Origin of the sequence: Gorillibacterium terrae, assembly GCF_051594785.1 — a bacterium.
GTDB lineage: Bacteria > Bacillota > Bacilli > Paenibacillales > NBRC-103111 > Gorillibacterium.
The window spans coordinates 35,340-53,973 of record NZ_JBPPGI010000005.1; the positions used below are offsets into that span (position 1 = coordinate 35,340).

Sequence of the window (18,634 nt, forward strand, 5' to 3'; positions counted from 1 at the left end):
AATGACTATCAAGCGAACAGGGCTGACGCCGTCGACGGGATCGACCGAACGACGGCTCCTCCCGGCCCGTCCCGGCCGGGAGCCCAGGGGACGGCCCTTCTCCATCCGGCCACGCCTCCCCGCCAACCGGCGGAAAAGGGCCGCCCCCTGAGCAGCTTAGAATCCGCCTTAAGGTACGCCACCGCTCATCAGCTCAACACACTCAAACGGAGGGATGCAATGTGCAAAAAGTGAAGAAGGCGATCATTCCCGCTGCCGGTCTTGGCACCCGGTTCCTTCCGGCGACCAAGGCGATGCCCAAAGAAATGCTGCCCATCATCGACAAGCCGACGATCCAATACATCGTCGAGGAGGCGGTGGAATCCGGAATCGAGGATATCATCATCGTGACCGGCAAGGGAAAACGGGCGATCGAGGATCATTTCGACCATGCTTTCGAGCTGGAATCGAACCTCGAGATGAAAGGCAAGCTCAAGCTGCTCGAAGAGGTGCAGCGTACCTCCCGCGTCGACATCCATTACATTCGGCAAAAAGAGCCGAAGGGGCTCGGCCACGCCGTCTGGTGCGCCCGCCGGTTCATCGGGCAGGAGCCGTTCGCGGTGCTGCTCGGCGACGATATCGTCCGTGCGGAGAAGCCGTGCCTGAAGCAGATGATCGACCAGTACGAAGCGGCGGGCGGCGCCATTCTCGGCGTGCAGCCGGTGCCGGAGGCCGAGACCGGTCGCTACGGCATCGTCGCTCCCACGACGCAGGACGGACGCCTGTACGGAGTCGGCAGCCTGGTGGAAAAGCCGCCGGCGGGACAAGCTCCTTCCAACCTTGCGATCCTCGGCCGGTACATTCTGCCGCCAGAGATCTTCGATATTCTCGACAGCCAGGAGGAAGGCTCCGGCGGAGAGATTCAATTGACCGACGCCATCGCCCGCCTGGCCCGGGAACAGGCGGTCTACGCCTACAACTTCCAGGGAACCCGCTACGATGTGGGCGAGAAGCTGGGCTTCATTCTGACGACGCTCGATTTCGCCGTGAAGAACCCCGAGCTGCGCGCCTCCACGCTGAAGGCGATGCAGGAGCTGCTCATCCGCGAGGGAATGGCCCCGGAGATGTTCCTGAAAGACCTGCGCGTCCGGGAGACGGGCGATCTGGCTGCGCGCCATACCGGCTGAACCGAGCCGGATGGCTTTCCGACCTAAGCATCATTCAGACAATCGATTCAAGAACTCATGAGGGAGGCGACAACGATGGGAATCGGTGAGTATTCCAAGGATTATGCGGCGCTGCTCGGACAAGCGGACGCCGGACGATCGGCCGGAGAACGGGTTTACCTGGCGCTCAAGCGGGCCATGGACGTAGCGGGGGGGCTCCTCGGCATCCTCTGCGCGCTTCCGGTGCTGGTGCTGATCGGCCTCTTGATCAAGCTGGAGGACCCGAAGGGCGGCGTCTTCTTCCGCCAGACGCGGGTCGGCAAGAACGGCCGGGAGTTCCAGATGTTCAAGTTCCGCTCCATGGTCAGCGACGCGGAGAAACGGCTTGCCGATCTGATCAAGCAGAACGAAATCGAAGGCCACATGTTCAAAATGAAAAACGACCCGCGCATCACCCGCGTCGGCCGGGTCATCCGCAAGATGAGCCTGGATGAGCTGCCGCAGCTGTGGAACGTGGTGAAGGGCGACATGAGCCTCGTCGGACCGCGGCCCCCGCTGCCGCGCGAGGTCAAGGACTACACGGTGTATCACCGCCAGCGGCTGCAGGTGACGCCCGGCTGCACCGGCCTGTGGCAGGTGAGCGGACGCAACAGCCTGACCTTCGAGCAGATGGTTGAGCTGGATCTGACCTACATCCGCAACCGCAGCCTGTGGCTCGACCTCAAGCTGATCCTGTTGACCGTCCGAGAGGTCGTCGCTTCGAAGAGCGCGTTCTGACGGCGGCCCGGACAATCAGGAAATCGGGGATCAACAGCGATCGGAATGACATTCCAACGGCGCAGGCGTAAAGGTTAAGTTCAGTCTATAGAGTACCCCTAATCGCAATCAAAAGGAGGACAGGCGATGGAGCACTCCCCATACCGCATCGGCATCGACGCTCAGGCGATCGGAACCAACTTCAGCGGCAACGAGGTGTACATCAAGAACGTCATCAAGAACCTCGACCGCGGCAGCCGGTTCGATTACCACCTGTTCGTGAACAAAAACTTCAACTACGCCGGCGACTTTACCGGCACGGACTGGAAGCTGCTGGAGTTCAAGACGCGCAGTCCGTTTATCCGGCTGCCGTTCGAATTCCCGGGCCTCATCCGCCGGGAGAAGCTGGATTTGCTGCACGTGCAGTACACGGCCCCGTATTTTGCCGACTGCCCGATCGTAAGCACGATCCACGACATCTCGTTCGAGCATTATCCCGAGTTTTTCACCAAGAAGGAAGCGTCGCTGCTCAAGGTCGGCATCCGCAAGACGGCCAAGGAAGCGGCGAAGATCATCACCGTCTCGGAGTATTCCAAGCAGGACATGATCGACACCTACGGGGTTCCGGCGGAGAAGATCGTGGTCACTTACAACTCCATCGACGAGGCGTTTCGGGCGGTGCCGGACCCGGCCCGGCTTGCGGCGATTCGCGGTAAGTACGGCATCGAAGGCGATTACGTGCTCGCCGTCGGCAACCTGCAGCCGCGCAAGAACATCCCCCGGCTCCTCGAGGCATACAAGCGCATCCGGCTGGAGAACCCCGATATCCGGGCGAAGCTGGTGGTCGTCGGGCGCAAAGCCTGGATGTTCGACGGCATCTTCCAGACGCTGACCGATTTTCCCTACCTGAAGGACGTCATCCTGACGGATTACGTGCCGCAGGAGGACCTGCCGCTGCTCTACAGCGCGGCCGAGGTGTTCGTCTATCCGTCGATCTTCGAGGGCTTCGGCCTGCCGGTCCTGGAGAGCATGGCCTGCGGCACGCCGGTCGTGACCTCGAACACCTCCTGCCTGCCGGAGATCGCCGGCGGCGCGGCGGTGCTGGTGAATCCGCTCGACGAGGACGAGATCGCCGCAGGCATCGTCAAGCTCCTGCGCGACCCGAAGGCGCGGCAGGACTATATGGCGCGGGGCTTGGCCCGCTCGCAGGATTTCAGCTGGGAAGCTACGGGACGCGCCACCTCCGAGGTCTATGCGAGCGTGCTGGAGGAGAGACGCGCGCGGCGCGCTTCCAAGCCGAAGGCGCAAGCGGCGGCACATTAACCAAGCGAAGAAGGGAATCCGCTCATGAACATTCTCATCACCAACGCCTATTGCTATTTGAATAAGGGAGATTCCGGCATCATCCGGGCCATGGTTCAGGAATTCCGCAAGCAGTACCCGGACGCCCGGATCACGGTGGTGTCGCTCTTCCCGGAGCTGGACCAGGACAAGTACGGCGACTGCCGCGTGGTCGCGAGCCCCGTGGCACCCTACGCGGGCAAGAACCGGCTGGCCAAGGTGCTGCGCAATTCCGCCCGCTGGGCCGGCCTGTGGCTGGCGAACCGGCTGCGGTTGCCGGTTCACCCCACGCTGCGCGATTTCCGCGAGGCGGACATCGTGGTCAGCTGCGGCGGCGGCTACTTCAAGGCCCGCAACCTGGCCCAGTTCCTCGGCGACTTCATGTACCACTACCTCCAGTTCATGACGGCGGTTCAATACCGCAAGCCCTTCGTGATCTATGCCCAGACCGTCGGCGAGTTCGGCGACCACCCGCTCGTCACCGGCAAGATCCGCAAGCTGATCCGCAAATCCGCGCTCTGCCTGCCGCGCGAGCCGATCTCGGCCGCGTTCCTGAAGCGCTTCGTGCCGGACGCGGACAACTGCTTCGAGACGAGCGACATCGCCTTTTTGCTCACCAAGCAGGACATTCCGGCCGGACGGCTGGAATCGCTGCTCGACCGGGAAGGCCTGAAGGTCGGCGTGACGATGCGCTCCTGGCATTTTCCCGGGGAAGCCGACCGGGCGGGGCTGCTCGCGGGCTACAAGGAATCGCTGCTCCGCACCATCCGCCACCTGGCCGACGACCGCGGCGCCGACGTATTCCTGATGCCGCAGTGCATCGGACCCGGCGAGGACAACGACCTGATCATTTCTCGGGAAATTCTCTCGCGGCTGAACGGACACCCCCGGGTGCACCTGGTCGACGAGAACCTCACGCCGGAGCAGCTTAAGGGCGTATACGCCCGGATGAACCTGTTCCTCGGCACGCGGATGCACTCGAATATCTTCTCTCTGTCGGAAGGAGTGCCATGCGTTGCCATCTCCTACGATCCGAAGACGGACGGCATCATGAAGGCCGTCGGGCTGGAGGATTACGTGCTCCCGATCAAGGGCATCTCCGACAAGACGCTCGTTCCATTGGTGGACAAGGCTCTGGCCGATCTGGACGGCATGCGGCGGACGCTCGCGCGGACGCTGCCGGGGCTCTTCGCCAAATCGCGGCTGAACAACACGCTGCTCTACGACGTTATCGCCTCGGGCGGGGCGACGCCGGCGAAGGTGCGGATCAAGGCCGTGGCGGGGGAATGGCAGGATGCGTAAGAAGGTCCTCTTCCTCGGGGCTTTCCAGGAGCCGGGCGGGGAAGAGGAGGTCATCACTTACCTCTACAAGAACCTCGACCGCGAGCGCTACGAGCCGTATCTGTGCGGGCCGTTCCGCGAAGATTTCTTCGCCAAGCACCGCATTCCGCGTGAGGAGATCCTGGAGCTGCCGATGACCGGCATGGGCGACTGGCGCTCCATGAAGAAGCTCGTCGGGTACATCGATTCGCTGCAGATCGACCTCGTGCATTCGCACGGCAACCGCGGCGGCCTGTTCGGCCGGGTGGCATCGCGCTTGTCCCGGCGGCGGCCGAAATCGGTATGGACGGTGCATCTCCTCATTGCGGAGAACACCTTTACCATCTCGCCGCTGCAAAAGAAGCTTTACACCGCCGTCGAATACGGGCTCGGCCGCCGCTTTACCGACCGGATCGTTGCCGTATCGGACGACTTGAACCGCAAGTACGCGCCGCACTGCCCGAAGACGGCGATCGAGACGATCCACAACGGCATCGATACCGGCCGTTTCCATCTGGATAAAGTAGCCCGGCCGGTGGACCCGACGGCGATCGAGTTCGGCTTTGTCGCCCGGATGTCCAAGCAGAAGGGCCTGCCGTACCTGATCGAAGCGTGGCGGCGGATCACCGAGGAGCTCGCTCCCGAAGGCATTCGGCCGCGGCTCACCCTGGCCGGAACGGGCGAGGAGGAGGAACCGACGAAGGCGCTGGTCCGGCAGTATGGCCTGGAGGATTCGGTGCGGTTCCTCGGCTTCCGCACCGATATCCCCGAGCTGCTCGCCGGGATGGACGTGCTGCTCCTGCCCTCGCTGTTCGAGGGGCTGCCGATGGTGATCCTCGAAAGCCTCGCCTCGGGGACGCCGGTGATTGCGACCCGCGTCAACGGGGTGCCGGAGGTGCTGGAGGACGGAGTGAACGGACGCCTGGTGACCCCGGCGGACGCCGGGGAGCTGGCGGAGGCCATCCTGGGCTACGTCCGGCAGCCGGAGCAGATTCGGCGGCACGGAGCGGCCGGTCAGCGGAAGGTGGCGGCCGGCTTCACCAAGGAGCGGATGCTCGCGAAGCACATGGCGCTCTATGCGAAGCTCTTGGGCCAGCCCGCAGCGGAAACGGCCGACCGGGAAGTCCCCGGCGGACGGCTTCGTCCGGCCGCATACGCCGCGGCGGAGACGGCTGCGGCGGGACCGGTTCCGGCGGGACGGCCTCTTGCAGGACTTCCTTTCGCGGGAGAGCCTCTCGTCGAACGGCCTTCCGCAGGACAACCTTCGGCTGGGCAGGCTTTTGTGGCGAAGGCTCTTGCGGAACGGTCTCCTGCGTCTCCTGCATCTTCCGCCACTCCCGCCACTCCCGCCGACCGTTCGCCGCGAATCCCCTTCGGCCCGGAGCCCGGGGCCGCCGAATCCGGCGCGCCCGCCGCTTCCGCGGAGAAAGGCGGCGGGCGATGAGCGCCCGGGCGGAAGCCGCGGCCGCGCCGATCGAGGCTTCGGCCGCCGCGCCCAAAGCTCCGGCCGCAGGCGGCATGTCCATGCTGTTCCTCGTCACCATGCTGCTCGCCGTCGTCGCCAAGCTCTCCGGTCTGATCCGCGAGATGGTGATCGGGTATTACTACGGCGCGAGCGCCGAGCTCGATCTGTACTACTACCTGAACACGCTGCCCGAGCTGTTCATGACCGGCATCACCGCGGCCGCCGCGGTGGCGCTGATTCCCTTCCTGCGCGGCAGGAGTGACCCGCTCTACGGCGAGAACCGCACGATCGTGTCGCAGGTGCTCATCGCCGGCTCGCTCTTCTTCGGTCTGGTGACGGTTGCGGCGATTGTGTTCCACAAGCCGGTGCTGGACGCCCTGCTCGCCGGCAGCGCCATGAGCTCGCCGCAGGCGTCCGCCCTGCTCGCCGTCGCCAGCCTGCAGATGGTGCCGACCTTCCTGTCGGCGATCCTGCTGGCCGTGGAGACCAAGCTGGAGAAATTCAAGACGATCACGCTGCTCAGCCTGCCGCTTAACCTGGCGGCGGTGGCGGCGCAGATTCTCCTGCATCACCGGACCGGCGTCCTCTCGGTCGGCATCGGCCTGCTCGTCGGCATGAGCCTTCAGACGGCCTACCTGTTCTATGACCTGCACCGCCAAGGCCAGCGCTACCGGCTCGCGGTCGCGCCGTCCGCTTACCGCAGCAGCGAGTTCCGCCAATTCCTGCTGTTCCTCGTGCCGGTCTACCTCGGCACGATGATCCAGCGGGCGGGCGTCTTCGTGGATCGGCGGCTCGCTTCTGGGCTCGCGGAAGGAAGCATCTCCGCCCTGTCGTATGCCGACCGGGTGATTCAGATGGTCGTCATGATCATCGTCAGCACAATCGGCATGATCCTCTTCTCGAAGATGAGCTCGATCGACGACGAGGACGAAGAGGGCATGGTGCAACTGCTCGGCGGAGCGATCACCTTCAGCTGCCTGACGATCCTGCCGGTCACCGCCTTCCTGCTGGTGTACAGCTCCGACGTCACGGCCCTGCTGTTCGGCCGCGGCAAGTTCGATGCGAACGGGCTGCATCTGACCTCGCTCGCCTTGGCCGGCTACGGCGTCGGCCTGATCGGCATCGGCATGCGCTACATCCTGAACCGGGTCTATTTCGCCAAGCGGGATGCCCGCACGCCGACGATCAACACGGTGAATGCCTTCGTCGTCGGCGTCATCCTGAGCATCGTGCTCTGCCGCTTGCTCGGCGTGGTCGGCATTGCCCTCGCCGCGTCGCTGACCATGATCTTGTCCAGCCTGCTCTTGGCCCTCAGATTAGAGAAGCGCTACCGCTTCCTCTCGCGGATGGATTGGGCGGACGCCGGCAAATCGGCGGCACTGTCCGTCTTGCTCGGCGCGGTCTGGTTCGTCATCCGCCATTTCGTTCCGGCAGGGGCAGTCGTCCAACTCGGCATCGCCCTGTGCGCTGGAGTCGCGGTATTCGCGGCGGGGGCCAAGGTGCTCGGCATCCGCGATTACATCAAGCTGGAAGAGGCGCTGAAGGCCAAATTCGGCGGCAAAAGGAGGCAACTCGGATGAAGCACGTGTTCATCATCGGCTCCAAGGGCATCCCGGCCCGCTACGGCGGCTTCGAGACCTTTGTCGAGCAATTGACCCTGAAGAAGCGGTCGGCCGGCATCAAGTACCATGTCGCCTGCCTGGGCAAGGAGGACGGGGAGTTCGAGCACAACGGAGCCCGCTGCTTTTCGGTGAAGGTGCCCGAGGTGGGCAGCGCCAAGGCCGTGCTCTACGACCTGATGAGCCTGCGGCGCACCCTCGCCTATATCCGCCGGCACAAGCCGGAGGAAGCGGCCGTCTACATCCTCGCCTGCCGGATCGGTCCGTTCTTCGCCTATTACAAAAAACGGCTGGACCGGCTCGGCGTGCCGGTTTACGTGAACCCCGACGGCCATGAGTGGAAGCGGAGCAAGTGGCCGAAGCCGGTCCGGGCCTATTGGAAGCTGTCGGAGCGGCTGATGGTCAAGCACGCCGATCTGCTCGTGTGCGACTCCGTCGGCATCGAGGATTACATCCGGCAGGATTACGCCCGCTACCGGCCCCGGACGCAGTTCATCTCCTACGGAGCCGACCTCATTCCCTCGCCGCTCGCAAGCGACGCGCCGAAGCTTACGGACTGGTACCGCGAGCACGGAGTGGAGCCGGGCAACTACTACCTGGTCGTCGGCCGTTTCGTGCCGGAGAACAATTACGAGACGATGATCCGCGAGTTTATGGCAAGCGACTCTCCCCGTCAGCTCGTGCTCATCACCGGAGTAGAAGCGAATGCCTTCTATGAGCGGCTGAAGCAAGCCACCGGCTTCGACCGCGACCCGCGGATCAAGTTCGTCGGCACTGTGTACGATGGAGAGCTTCTGGCGAAGCTGCGCGAGGAAGCCTATGGGTACCTGCACGGACACGAGGTGGGCGGCACCAACCCCTCGCTCCTGGAGGCGCTGGCGGCGACGCGGCTCAATCTGCTGCTCGACGTCGTCTTCAACCGCGAGGTCGGTGCGGACGGCGCGCTGTACTTCAGCAAGCAGCCGGGCGATCTCGCCCGCGTGCTGCACGAGGCGGACCGGCTGCCGACGGCAGTCATCGAGAGCTACGGAGCCCGGGCGAAGAACCGCATCCGCGAGGCATATTCGTGGCCCGACATCGTCAGCCAATACGAGCGGCTGTTCCTCACCGAGGAGCCCAGCACCGCAACGGCGGTTCGCAAGGAGCCGGCGGTCGCCTCGCGGTGAGCCGTTCGGCATGATCCGCCGTATGCTCCCGGCCAGCATGATTCGGTGTATGACCAGCCTGCGAGGCGGGACGCACAGACCCGGGCCTTGCTGCCGCAGCTTTCCCCTACACAAGGCACGTTACCGCATTGACCGCGAATCGAGAATATCCAAAGGAGAGATGGCGATGAAAGGGATCATTTTGGCGGGCGGCACCGGTTCCCGGCTGTATCCGCTCACGAAGGTAACGAACAAGCACCTGCTTCCGGTCGGCAAGTACCCGATGATTTACCACAGCATCCACAAGCTGATCGACGCTGGCCTAAAGGAGATCCTGATCGTCACCGGCCGCGAGCATATGGGCGACGTGGTCGGCCTGCTCGGCAGCGGCAGCGAATTCGGCTGCACGTTCACTTACAAGGTGCAGGACCAGGCGGGCGGCATTGCCCAGGCGCTCGGCCTCGCGGAGAACTTCGCCGCCGGTGACAGCATTGCCGTCATCCTCGGCGACAACATCTTCGCCGACGACATCGGGCTGTTCGCCCGCACCTTCGAGCGGCAGAACGAAGGCGCCAAGATTCTGCTCTGCCGCGTACCCGATCCGGAGCGCTACGGCGTCGCCGAGCTGGCGGGCGACCGGATCATGTCCATCGAAGAGAAGCCGCTGAGGGCCAAGAGTCCTTACGCCGTCACCGGCATTTACTTTTACGACTCCCGCGTGTTCGAGATCATCCGCACGCTGAAGCCGTCGGGTCGCGGCGAGCTGGAGATCACCGACGTCAACAATCACTACATCGAAGCGGGCTTGCTGTCCTACGACATCCTGAACGGCTGGTGGACCGACGCCGGGACGCACGCTTCCCTCGCGCTTGCCAACCAGCTGCTGGAGAATGCCGAATTCGATCCCGATTTCGGCCGCAAGCCCAAGCTGTCGATCGCCAACTAAAAGGAGGATTCACCGATGAAGCTCATCCCGGCCAAGCTCGACGGGGTATACCTTTTGGAGCCGGTTGTCCACCGGGACGCGCGCGGGTTCTTCATGGAAAGCTTCCGGGCCGATACGCTGAAACGGCTCGGGCTTCCCAACGGGTTTATTCAGGACAACCATTCCCTGTCGGTTCCCCGCGGTACCCTGCGCGGCATGCATTATCAGACTCCGCCGAAGGCCCAAACCAAGCTGATCCGGGTGCTGGCGGGCGCCATTCACGATGTGGTGATCGACCTGCGGCAAAACTCCCGGACGTTCGGCCAGTGGGAATCGTTCCTGCTGACGGCGGACAATCAGCTCCAGCTCTATGTGCCGAAGGGCTTCGCCCACGGCTTCTGCACCCTGGAAGACAACACGCAGGTGCTCTACAAGGTGGATGCGCTCTATTCGACCGAGCACGACCGGGGCATCGCTTACGACGACCCCGACCTGGACATTCCCTGGCCGACGGAGACGCCGGTCTTGTCGGACAAGGACGGCCGGCACCCGCGGCTTGCGGAAACGGCGATCTATACGAAGGAAGAGTGGGAGGGAACGGCATGAGGATGCTGGTTACGGGCGGCGCCGGCTTTATCGGCAGCAATTTTATCCGCTATATGATGGGGCGGGAGGACATCGCGCATATCGTCAATCTGGACAAACTCACGTACGCCGGCAATCCGGACAACGTGAGGGAGTGGGAGGGGAACCCCCGCTATACCTTCATCCGCGGCGACATCGCCGAGCGCAAGCTGGTGAGCCATCTGATGAAGGCGTACAAGATCGACACCGTCGTCAACTTCGCGGCCGAATCGCACGTGGACCGCAGCATCGCCCGCCCGGAGGTGTTTGTCGAGACGAACGTGCTCGGCACGCAGTCGCTGCTCGATGCGGCGCGGGCCCACGGCGTGGCCAAGTTCGTCCAGGTGTCGACCGACGAGGTGTACGGCTCGCTCGGGCGTGAGGGTTATTTTACCGAGACGACGCCGCTTGCTCCGAACAGTCCCTATTCCGCCAGCAAGGCGGGTTCCGACCTGCTCGTGCGCGCTTACCACGAGACGTATGGAATGAACGTCAACATCACCCGCTGCTCCAACAACTATGGCCCTTATCAATTTCCGGAAAAGCTCATCCCGCTGATGATAACCAAGGCGCTCGCGAACGAGCCTTTGCCGGTCTACGGAGACGGCCTGAACGTGCGCGACTGGCTGCATGTCGAGGATCATGCGGCGGCGGTCGAGCTGGTCGTCCGTTCCGGCAGGCCGGGCGAGGTCTACAACATCGGCGGCCACAACGAACAGACCAACCTGGAGATCGTCCGGCTGATCCTGGCTGAGCTCGGCAAGCCCGAAAGCCTGATCCGGCACGTCGCCGACCGGCTCGGGCACGACCGGCGCTACGCCATCGACCCGGCCAAAATCACTGCCGAGCTCGGCTGGACCCCGCGCTATACCTTTGCCGTCGGCATCCGCGAGACGATCCGCTGGTATCTGGCGAACGAGACCTGGTGGCGGCGGATCGAGTCCGGCGAGTACCAGGCCGCCGAGGAGGATCGAATCTATGGCTAACGCGGTCCCCATGGCAAAACGCACGGCGATCGTCACCGGCGCGCGGGGCCAGCTCGGCACCGACCTGGTGCGTGTGCTGGCCGGAATGGGCTGGCAGGTCTACGGCCCCGGCCGGGAGGAGCTCGATTTCACCGATCCGGACGCCGTGGAGCGGGAATTCGCCCGGATTCGGCCGGACGCCGTCATCCACGCCGGGGCGTATACGGCGGTGGATGCGGCCGAGGAGGATTACGGCGGAGCTTTTCTCGTCAATGCCTTCGGGACGCGCAATATCGCCTTGGAGGCGGAGCGGTACGGAGCGAAGCTGGTCTACGTCAGCACCGACTATGTCTTCGACGGTACGGGCAGCGAGCCGTACGGTGAATACGACCGCACCTCGCCGGGCAACGTCTACGGCGAATCCAAGCTGGCCGGAGAGAAGTTCGCGCTCCGGCTGTCCAGCCGGACCTTCGTCGTGCGCACCTCCTGGGTCTACGGTCTGGGCGGCGGCAACTTCGTGAAGACGATGCTGAAGCTGGCGGAGACCCGCGACACGATCTCGGTGGTGAACGACCAGATCGGCAGCCCGACCTATACCGTCGATCTGGCCGTCTGCATCGCCCGGCTGCTGGAGACGGAGCGGTACGGCATCTACCACGCCGCCGGGGGCGGACAGTGCTCCTGGTACGAGTTCGCCCAGGCGATTTTCCGCCGGGCCGGTTTGAACGTCTGGCTGAAGCCGGTGACGACGGCGGAATTCCCGCGCCCGGCGCGGCGTCCGGCCTACTCGGTGCTCGGCCAAGCAGAGCTCACCGAAGCCGGGCTGCCGCCGATGCGGGGCTGGGAGGACGCGCTGGACGCGTTCTTCCAGGAACGCGAGCATGCGCTCACGCCGCGCTATTCGAAGCTCGGCTAAAGGCCGGTCCCTCGGCGGACGCGCAAAGCGTCCGTTTACCATTCGTATTCCAAGGAGGCTCGTGACGATGAAGCTTGTCCTGTTATCCGGCGGCTCCGGCAAACGCCTGTGGCCGCTCTCGAACGACGCCCGGAGCAAGCAATTCCTCAAGGTTCTCCGGGCACCCGACGGAACGTACGAGTCCATGGTGCAGCGGGTCTGGCGGCAGCTGACCGCAGCCGGACTCGCCCGCCACGCCTGCATCGCCACCGGCGGCGGGCAGGTGGATATGATCCGCAGCCAGCTCGGCGCGGAGGTGCCGGTGATCGCCGAGCCCGAGCGCCGGGATACCTTCCCGGCCGTCGCCTTGGCCGCGGCGTATCTGTATTCCATCGAGGGCGTAGCCCTGGATGAAACGGTGGTCGTGCTGCCTGTCGACCCCTATGTGGACGAGGAGTTCTTCGCCCGGCTCGCCGAGCTCGACGGACATCTGCGCGATTCCGGCGCAGAGCTTGCGCTCATCGGCGCGCGTCCGGTGCTGCCCTCGGAGAAATACGGCTACATCGTGCCGGAGCCGACGGCTGAGGAAGGGGCTTCCGCGCCGTATGCCCGCGTGCGCCGCTTCACGGAAAAGCCGAAGCGGGAGGTGGCGGAGCAACTGCTCGCCGAAGGCGCTTTGTGGAACTGCGGGGTGTTCGGCTTCCGGCTGGACTACTTGGTAAACCGGCTGATCGCCGGCGGCCTGCCGGTGCATTACGAGGAAATGGTACGGCAGTACGGCCGCATGCCGAAGATCAGCTTCGACTACGAGGTCGTGGAAAAGGCCGAGCATATCGTCTGCGTGCCGTACGACGGCAAGTGGAAGGACCTCGGCACCTGGAACACGCTCACCGAGGAGCTGGACACGCCGCAGATCGGCAAGGGCGTGGTCAGCGGCGATTCGCGGGACTGCCACCTCATCAACGAGCTGGATATTCCGGTGACCGTCCTCGGCATTCACAATGCCGTGATTGCCGCCAGTCCCGACGGCATTCTGATCGCCGACAAAGAGGCCAGCCCGCGGATCAAGGAGCTGCTCTCCGGCATAGATCCCATGCCGATGTACGAGGAGCGGCGCTGGGGCTGGAGCCGGGTGCTCGATTACCGCTCCCTGGCGAACGGCCGCGAGGTCATGACCAAGCGGATCGGCATCGGCGCGGGCAAGCACCTGAGCTACCAGCAGCATTTTAAACGCCGCGAGGTGTGGACGATCCTCGACGGTGTCGGCGAGCTGGTGCTGGACGGCTCGTACCGTCGGATCGGAGCCGGGGATGTGGTCACGATCGCCCCGGGCATGAGGCATTCGCTCCGGGCGCTGAGCGACCTGGAGATGATTGAGGTGCAGAGCGGCAGCGAGCTGGTGGAGGAGGATGTCATCCGGCTGACCCCGGATTGGGCGGAGATCATGCAGGAGGTTTCGGTGTACGTCGACATCTATGCCGATGAACAGGCGGAGTAATTGTCCGCCTCCCAAAGGAGGAGATGAGATGAAACGATCGCGACGCAGGAGGGTGCTGCGCTGGGCGGGAGGAGCCTTGCTCCTCCTTTTGCTGCTTGTCGGGGGGACGGGAGGGTACTTGTGGTACCGCATCCACCACGTCGACCTGGCCGATATCCAGGCGCGGCATCCGATTGCCGCGGAGCCGGGCGTAGTGAGCCCATCTCCCGCCGGCGGGGAGGAGGCCGGAGGCGGTCCCGCCCTTCCCGGCAAGCTGGCCGCCCCCGCCGCCAAGGCGGAGGACCTGGCGGGCAAGCCGATCAAGTCGCAGGATGCGATCGACTTTGCCGCCATTCTGGTCAAGGCCGGGTTATCCTTCAAGGAAATCCAGTACCTGACCGATCAGAGCAGTGGCGACCTTACCGTGACGGAGAAGCAGCACATCCGCGACCTGCTGCTGGACAAGCTGTCCGCTGAAGAGATCGCTACGCTGCAGGCGATCACCCGGCCGTACGGCAAGAATCTGGTCATCCTCGACAAAAGCTATCCGATCGAGCTGGTCGGCGTCTACGACCCGGCCGAGCGGCAGCGGATTCTGGATAAGCTGCATGAGCGGCAGGCTGCCGAATCGAAGGGGGCCGACGGCAAGGACGCGGCGTCGGCGGGAGAGGCGGCCGGAACGGCGGCGGGAACGGCAGCGGGCGCATCAGGCGCCTCTGCCGGAACAGGCTCCCCGTCCGCCGCTTCCCCGAGCGCGAAGCCGTCCGGCTCAGACGGAGCGGCGGGCGGCGGGACCGCCTCCGCAGGAGGAGGCGGAAGCTCGGGCTCCGGCACCGCCGGAGAGAAGGGCGGCGCTAAGGGGATTTCGGGCGATAGCGGCGCGCCTTCGTCTTCCGCAAGCGCCTCGAGCAAAGCGGCGATCGCCGCTAAGTACGAGAGCAAGCTGAAGGCGCTGCAGAGCCGCTGCCAGAGCAAGGTAGCCGCCCTGTCGGCGACGGCGGCGGCCAAATTCAAGGCCACCGGCGAGCTGCCGACGTCGCTCGTGGGGCAGATCGCCGCCGCCGAGGGCGAATGCGACGCTTCCTTCGAAGCGATCGTCTCCGCCGCGGCGAAGGAATACAAGCAGGCGGGCGACAGCACCGCCGGCAAGAGCCAGATCGCGGGCTGGCGCGCCCGCTACGAATCCGCCAAGGCTTCGGCGAAGGCCGCCGCTCTGGCGAAGTTCCAGGGCAAGAGCTAACCCGCTGTGCGCCGCATCGAAAAGCCGTATTCCGATTCGGGAAGACGGGAAATTGGTAAGCGATAGAATCGGCACCTGCGTTTTCAATAAAAGATCGCCGGCTCCGCAAGGCCTCCTTGGCCTTTGGGGAAGGCGATCTTTTTCGTTGTCTGGATGGCCTGCTGCTGCAAGTGTTCGCGTCCATGCAAACGACAATACGAAGTTCATGGCGCTTTTTGGCAATCGTGAAACTTCGCTCGACCGCCGGATAACGCAGTCCGAACAGAACCCGGAAGCAGGATTCGCTTTTACCCCGTGCGCGGAAACGTAGGAACTATTCTCCGCGATACATCGTCCAATGGATGAATCGATATTCAATGAACCGGGGCTAACTCCGTACGTCCCATTCCCGATGCCAAAGGAGCTTGGATTTCATGAAAAGCCAACCCAACTCGCCCGTCGTTACTTATCGGGCTCCGAGCGTGGCTGCCAAGCGGCTCGCGCTTCCGCTGGCCGCCGTTCTCCTGGCCGGCGCAGCGGTTCTGCCCGGAGCCGCTCCAGCCGCGCAGGCTGCCTCCTCCATGAACGCCAGCGACGCCTGGGAAGTACAGTCGGTGATCGTACCGAAGACCCTCAGCCTGAAGATAAACGGCACAGCGATGTCCGTACCGGGCGCCGAATCCCGCGACGGAAAGACGACATATATCGCCCTGCGCATCCTGAGCGAGCAGCTGGAATTGAGCGTGTCCTGGGACCAACAGAGGCAGGCCTCGACCGTAACCGGCCGCAACGTCTCCATCGTCACCAAGGCGACCGACCCGCAGCCGTATACGATCAACGGACAAAGGCTCTTTGGAATCGAGCCGGTCGTCCAGAACGGCGTTACCTACATTCCGATGCGGTTCTTTCTGGAGGCGTTCGGCTACGCGGTGGATTACAACGGCAAGACCCAACGGATCACGGTTACACCGCTGCCGATCAACGCACTGACGATCGCCGCCAAGACCTTGGATGAGTCGAACGATACGCAGGATTTCATCGTCCAGTACCCACAGATCACGGGCTTTGCGGATGAGGCGGTTCAGGACAAGGTCAACCGGACGATTCAAACCAAGGTAACCGCGATCGCCGCAGAAGCCCGCCAGGAGCTGAAGGCAGCCGAATTTGAGCAGGCCCATATCCAGAAAGGGTACACCGTCAATTACGTCGTGGCGAGCAACTTGAACGGTAAGCTCAGCCTGTATCTCGAATCCTATTTGTATACCGGTGGCGCTCACGGCAGGCCGGCCAGGGTCCCCCTCACGTTCGACCTGTCTACGGGCGACACACTGACGCTCCAGCAAGCGGTAGGCGGCCATCCGAACTACAAGGCGATCGTCAATAAAGTCGTCAAGGAGGGGTTCGCGAAGGGCAATTACGTCCTGGGCCCGAATTACGAGACGGAACCGTTCGAATCGATCTCCGATGACCAACCCTACTTTCTGCGGAGCCATGCCGCCGTCGTCTATTTTGCCCCGTATCAATATACCCCGTACGTTGCCGGTTTTCCCGAATTCTCGATTCCGCTCAGCCAGTTCAAGTAAGTTATCGAAACGTTGCGGTCACGTGACGTCACGCTAGCGAATAACTGGATGAACTGAAGTAGCTGTTATAAGCATAATTCTTTTGAGTATGGATATACAATGTATATACATCAAACGGAGTGGGATGGTATAATTGGGATATAAAAGGAAAGGGGATGTTGAGATAATGGCCACGACCACGGTAACCGTTACAAAATGGGGCAACAGCAGCGGTATCCGCATCCCATCACAAATGATGCGACAAATCAACCTATCCGACGGTGACGAAGTAAACATAATGGTGACCGATGATAATCGTCTGCTGATCTGGCCCACCCATCAAGAGGACACGCCGGAAATCCTCCGGGAGCACTTAGACATGCTGCTCAGTCAGATTAAGCCCGGAAAGAAGCAGCATGAAGAAGTAGATCTTGGCGTCAGAGGGAGAGAGCTCATTTGACGATTCTGAACAGGGGCGACTTTGGCTGGCTTGACTTTGATCCACAAGCGGGCTATGAGCAAGCCGGTCGCCGCCCAGCCATTGTACTTTCCGATTCCCAATTCAACGCGGCCACCGGGTTCGCGGTCGTTTGTCCCATCACCAGTCAAGAAAAGGGCTATCCTTTCGAAGTCAAGCTTCCGGCTGACTTGCCGATTCAAGGTGTGGTATTGACCGACCAGTTTAAAAGTCTGGACTTTCAGGTGCGCCGGTTTAAAGTTGCTGGCAACCTACCGCGAGAATCGGACGCGATGCGACTCATCATGCGGAACGTCCGCGCAATTCTGGCCTGAAGACTTCCTTTCGGGCCCAACGGGGGAACCTGTAGGGCTCATTTCAACGACGAATACCTAAACGAACTCCTTCACCGAGTCGATCTCCTGCAGCTCATGGGAGAGCCTTGGGGTTGCGGCGAGCAAGGGAATGCGATCCACTTTTTGCGGCGTGCTACTGGTATGGACTTTAAAGAGGCTATTCAGGAACCGGCCAGGATTGCCGGCCTTCTGCTTCCCCATACGGATGGACATCATGTACTGTCTCAGTATGGGTGGATTCGTAATACCTATACGACCAAGTTTCATCCTGACCTGATTTATGCAAGCTAGCAGAGAAACGTACTGGTACTGGATAAACCCAGATTGTCAGATAGATGTCCGGATAGCCGAGTAAGACCGCCAAGCCGCGAATAAACCAGCGGCTTGGCGGTCTTTTTTGATTGTTCAGTCGAACCGGTACCGGACAAATCCGCCGATCTCCGTATCCGTGAACAGATCATGGCTACGATTCTGTCCAACGACCAACTATCCAGTTCCTTCTTATCCCACTGCCTCAGCTGTTTTCTCACTCGGCAAATCCCTAACTCGCTTCGCCGGCGTCCCCGCGTAGAGGCCATGGGGCGCGCAGTCGCGGGTCACGACCGCACCGGCGGCCACCACGCAGCCGGCTCCGATCGTTACCCCGGGCAGGATCACCGCCCGCGTCCCGATCCAGCAGCCGTCCTCGATGCGGATGGGCAGCCCGATCGGCTTGCCGGCGCGCTGATCCGGCCCGCCAAGCTCGTGGGTGGAAGCGCAGAGCATGACCTCCATGCCGAGCGACACGCCGCGGCCGATTGTGATGGCTCCGTGATTCTCGAAGTAGCAGCCTCCATTGACGAAGGAACGCTCTCCGATGGTCACCCGGTTGCCGCTGAAATAACAGCGCGCAGAGAGGAAGGTCGTCTGCACGTCAATCCCGCCCCAGCGGTACAGCCGGGCCCGCACCCGGGAGGGGACCGCCGGCCAGGCGGCGAGTCCGTTAACGATGAGCTTGCGGTACAGCGATTGGCTGAAGCCCACGTGCCATCACCTCTTTTTACGATACAATATGTATCTTTTATACAAATTGTAACTTTCCAACTCCCTCTTTGGCAAGCGAAATCTATCGAATTGCCATCCGATATCTTCCAACATCTGTAAGGCGTACACTAGTTCGCAGGTCCCGAATTTTATAGAAAAGTGGGACTTTTGTAGTTGACTGTCCCTATGCTCCATGATTTAATTGGATTATAATTCCTTATTGTTTGAGAATTCCTCTAATTTCGCCGGTAATCTACAATTCTTCCTAATGCCCGAATGAAAGCCGCGCTCTTCATGGTTTGCTTCACAGCAGCTTGCTCTGTTTATTTGAAAGATCCGC

19 protein-coding genes are annotated in these 18,634 nt (G+C 62.6%); 17 read left to right on the forward strand and 2 right to left on the reverse strand.

The annotated features are described in order from the left end of the window. Positions 1-221: 221 nt before the first annotated feature. From galU to ACSEXS_RS17170, 16 genes are all read left to right on the forward strand, one after another. Complete coding sequence (gene galU / locus ACSEXS_RS17095; RefSeq protein WP_438434458.1) at positions 222-1,166, forward strand: UTP--glucose-1-phosphate uridylyltransferase GalU; 945 nt, start codon at positions 222-224, stop codon at positions 1,164-1,166. A 75-nt stretch (positions 1,167-1,241) separates the two neighbouring features. After that, a complete protein-coding gene (locus ACSEXS_RS17100; RefSeq protein ID WP_438434459.1) occupies positions 1,242-1,922 on the forward strand; it encodes a sugar transferase in 681 nt (226 codons plus the stop codon). A gap of 126 nt (positions 1,923-2,048) precedes the next feature. Further along, positions 2,049-3,224, forward strand: coding sequence for a glycosyltransferase family 4 protein (locus ACSEXS_RS17105; RefSeq protein WP_438434460.1), 1,176 nt, complete (start codon positions 2,049-2,051; stop codon positions 3,222-3,224). Between the two features lie 24 nt (positions 3,225-3,248). Further along, positions 3,249-4,544 (forward strand): polysaccharide pyruvyl transferase family protein, encoded by a 1,296-nt coding sequence (locus tag ACSEXS_RS17110; RefSeq protein WP_438434461.1) that lies wholly within the window; start codon positions 3,249-3,251, stop codon positions 4,542-4,544. Continuing rightward, positions 4,537-6,006: a glycosyltransferase family 4 protein gene (locus ACSEXS_RS17115; RefSeq protein WP_438434462.1), complete on the forward strand. Its 1,470-nt coding sequence runs from the start codon at positions 4,537-4,539 to the stop codon at positions 6,004-6,006. The genes ACSEXS_RS17110 and ACSEXS_RS17115 overlap by 8 nt, the downstream gene beginning before the upstream one ends. Then, positions 6,003-7,607, forward strand: coding sequence for a lipid II flippase MurJ (locus ACSEXS_RS17120; protein ID WP_438434463.1), 1,605 nt, complete (start codon positions 6,003-6,005; stop codon positions 7,605-7,607). The genes ACSEXS_RS17115 and ACSEXS_RS17120 overlap by 4 nt, the downstream gene beginning before the upstream one ends. Then, positions 7,604-8,812 (forward strand): beta 1-4 rhamnosyltransferase Cps2T, encoded by a 1,209-nt coding sequence (cps2T, locus tag ACSEXS_RS17125; protein WP_438434464.1) that lies wholly within the window; start codon positions 7,604-7,606, stop codon positions 8,810-8,812. The genes ACSEXS_RS17120 and cps2T overlap by 4 nt, the downstream gene beginning before the upstream one ends. 166 nt (positions 8,813-8,978) lie before the next feature. After that, complete coding sequence (locus ACSEXS_RS17130; protein ID WP_438434465.1) at positions 8,979-9,737, forward strand: sugar phosphate nucleotidyltransferase; 759 nt, start codon at positions 8,979-8,981, stop codon at positions 9,735-9,737. 15 nt (positions 9,738-9,752) lie between these two features. After that, positions 9,753-10,322, forward strand: a complete 570-nt coding sequence (rfbC, locus tag ACSEXS_RS17135) for a dTDP-4-dehydrorhamnose 3,5-epimerase (protein WP_438434466.1) — start codon at positions 9,753-9,755, stop codon at positions 10,320-10,322. Continuing rightward, positions 10,319-11,326 carry a dTDP-glucose 4,6-dehydratase gene (gene rfbB / locus ACSEXS_RS17140; RefSeq protein WP_438434467.1) on the forward strand — a complete coding sequence of 336 codons (1,008 nt, stop codon included), beginning with the start codon at positions 10,319-10,321 and terminating at the stop codon, positions 11,324-11,326. The genes rfbC and rfbB overlap by 4 nt, the downstream gene beginning before the upstream one ends. Then, positions 11,319-12,221 carry a dTDP-4-dehydrorhamnose reductase gene (gene rfbD / locus ACSEXS_RS17145; RefSeq protein ID WP_438434468.1) on the forward strand — a complete coding sequence of 301 codons (903 nt, stop codon included), beginning with the start codon at positions 11,319-11,321 and terminating at the stop codon, positions 12,219-12,221. Before rfbB ends, rfbD begins: the two co-directional genes overlap by 8 nt. 67 nt (positions 12,222-12,288) lie before the next feature. After that, positions 12,289-13,698, forward strand: a complete 1,410-nt coding sequence (locus tag ACSEXS_RS17150) for a sugar phosphate nucleotidyltransferase (protein ID WP_438434469.1) — start codon at positions 12,289-12,291, stop codon at positions 13,696-13,698. Between the two features lie 28 nt (positions 13,699-13,726). Continuing rightward, positions 13,727-14,917, forward strand: a complete 1,191-nt coding sequence (locus ACSEXS_RS17155) for a hypothetical protein (protein ID WP_438434470.1) — start codon at positions 13,727-13,729, stop codon at positions 14,915-14,917. 413 nt (positions 14,918-15,330) lie between these two features. Then, positions 15,331-16,479, forward strand: a complete 1,149-nt coding sequence (locus ACSEXS_RS17160) for a stalk domain-containing protein (RefSeq protein WP_438434471.1) — start codon at positions 15,331-15,333, stop codon at positions 16,477-16,479. Between the two features lie 166 nt (positions 16,480-16,645). Further along, entirely contained in the window at positions 16,646-16,918 is a 273-nt protein-coding gene (locus tag ACSEXS_RS17165; RefSeq protein ID WP_438434472.1) for an AbrB/MazE/SpoVT family DNA-binding domain-containing protein, read from the forward strand. Then, the gene (locus ACSEXS_RS17170) at positions 16,915-17,250 is read left to right on the forward strand and encodes a type II toxin-antitoxin system PemK/MazF family toxin (RefSeq protein WP_438434473.1); all 336 of its coding nucleotides are present in this window, start codon (positions 16,915-16,917) and stop codon (positions 17,248-17,250) included. Before ACSEXS_RS17165 ends, ACSEXS_RS17170 begins: the two co-directional genes overlap by 4 nt. A gap of 57 nt (positions 17,251-17,307) precedes the next feature. Here ACSEXS_RS17170 and ACSEXS_RS22660 read toward each other — a convergent pair whose 3' ends face one another. After that, positions 17,308-17,487, reverse strand: coding sequence for a hypothetical protein (locus ACSEXS_RS22660; protein ID WP_500796484.1), 180 nt, complete (start codon positions 17,485-17,487; stop codon positions 17,308-17,310). Between ACSEXS_RS22660 and ACSEXS_RS17175 the strand changes: the two genes are divergently transcribed. Further along, a complete protein-coding gene (locus ACSEXS_RS17175) occupies positions 17,413-17,562 on the forward strand; it encodes a hypothetical protein (protein WP_500796483.1) in 150 nt (49 codons plus the stop codon). The two genes, ACSEXS_RS22660 and ACSEXS_RS17175, sit on opposite strands and share 75 nt — an antisense overlap. 210 nt (positions 17,563-17,772) lie before the next feature. Here the strand turns inward: ACSEXS_RS17175 and ACSEXS_RS17180 are convergent, their stop codons facing one another. Then, entirely contained in the window at positions 17,773-18,294 is a 522-nt protein-coding gene (locus tag ACSEXS_RS17180; protein ID WP_438434475.1) for an acyltransferase, read from the reverse strand. Positions 18,295-18,634: the final 340 nt, after the last annotated feature.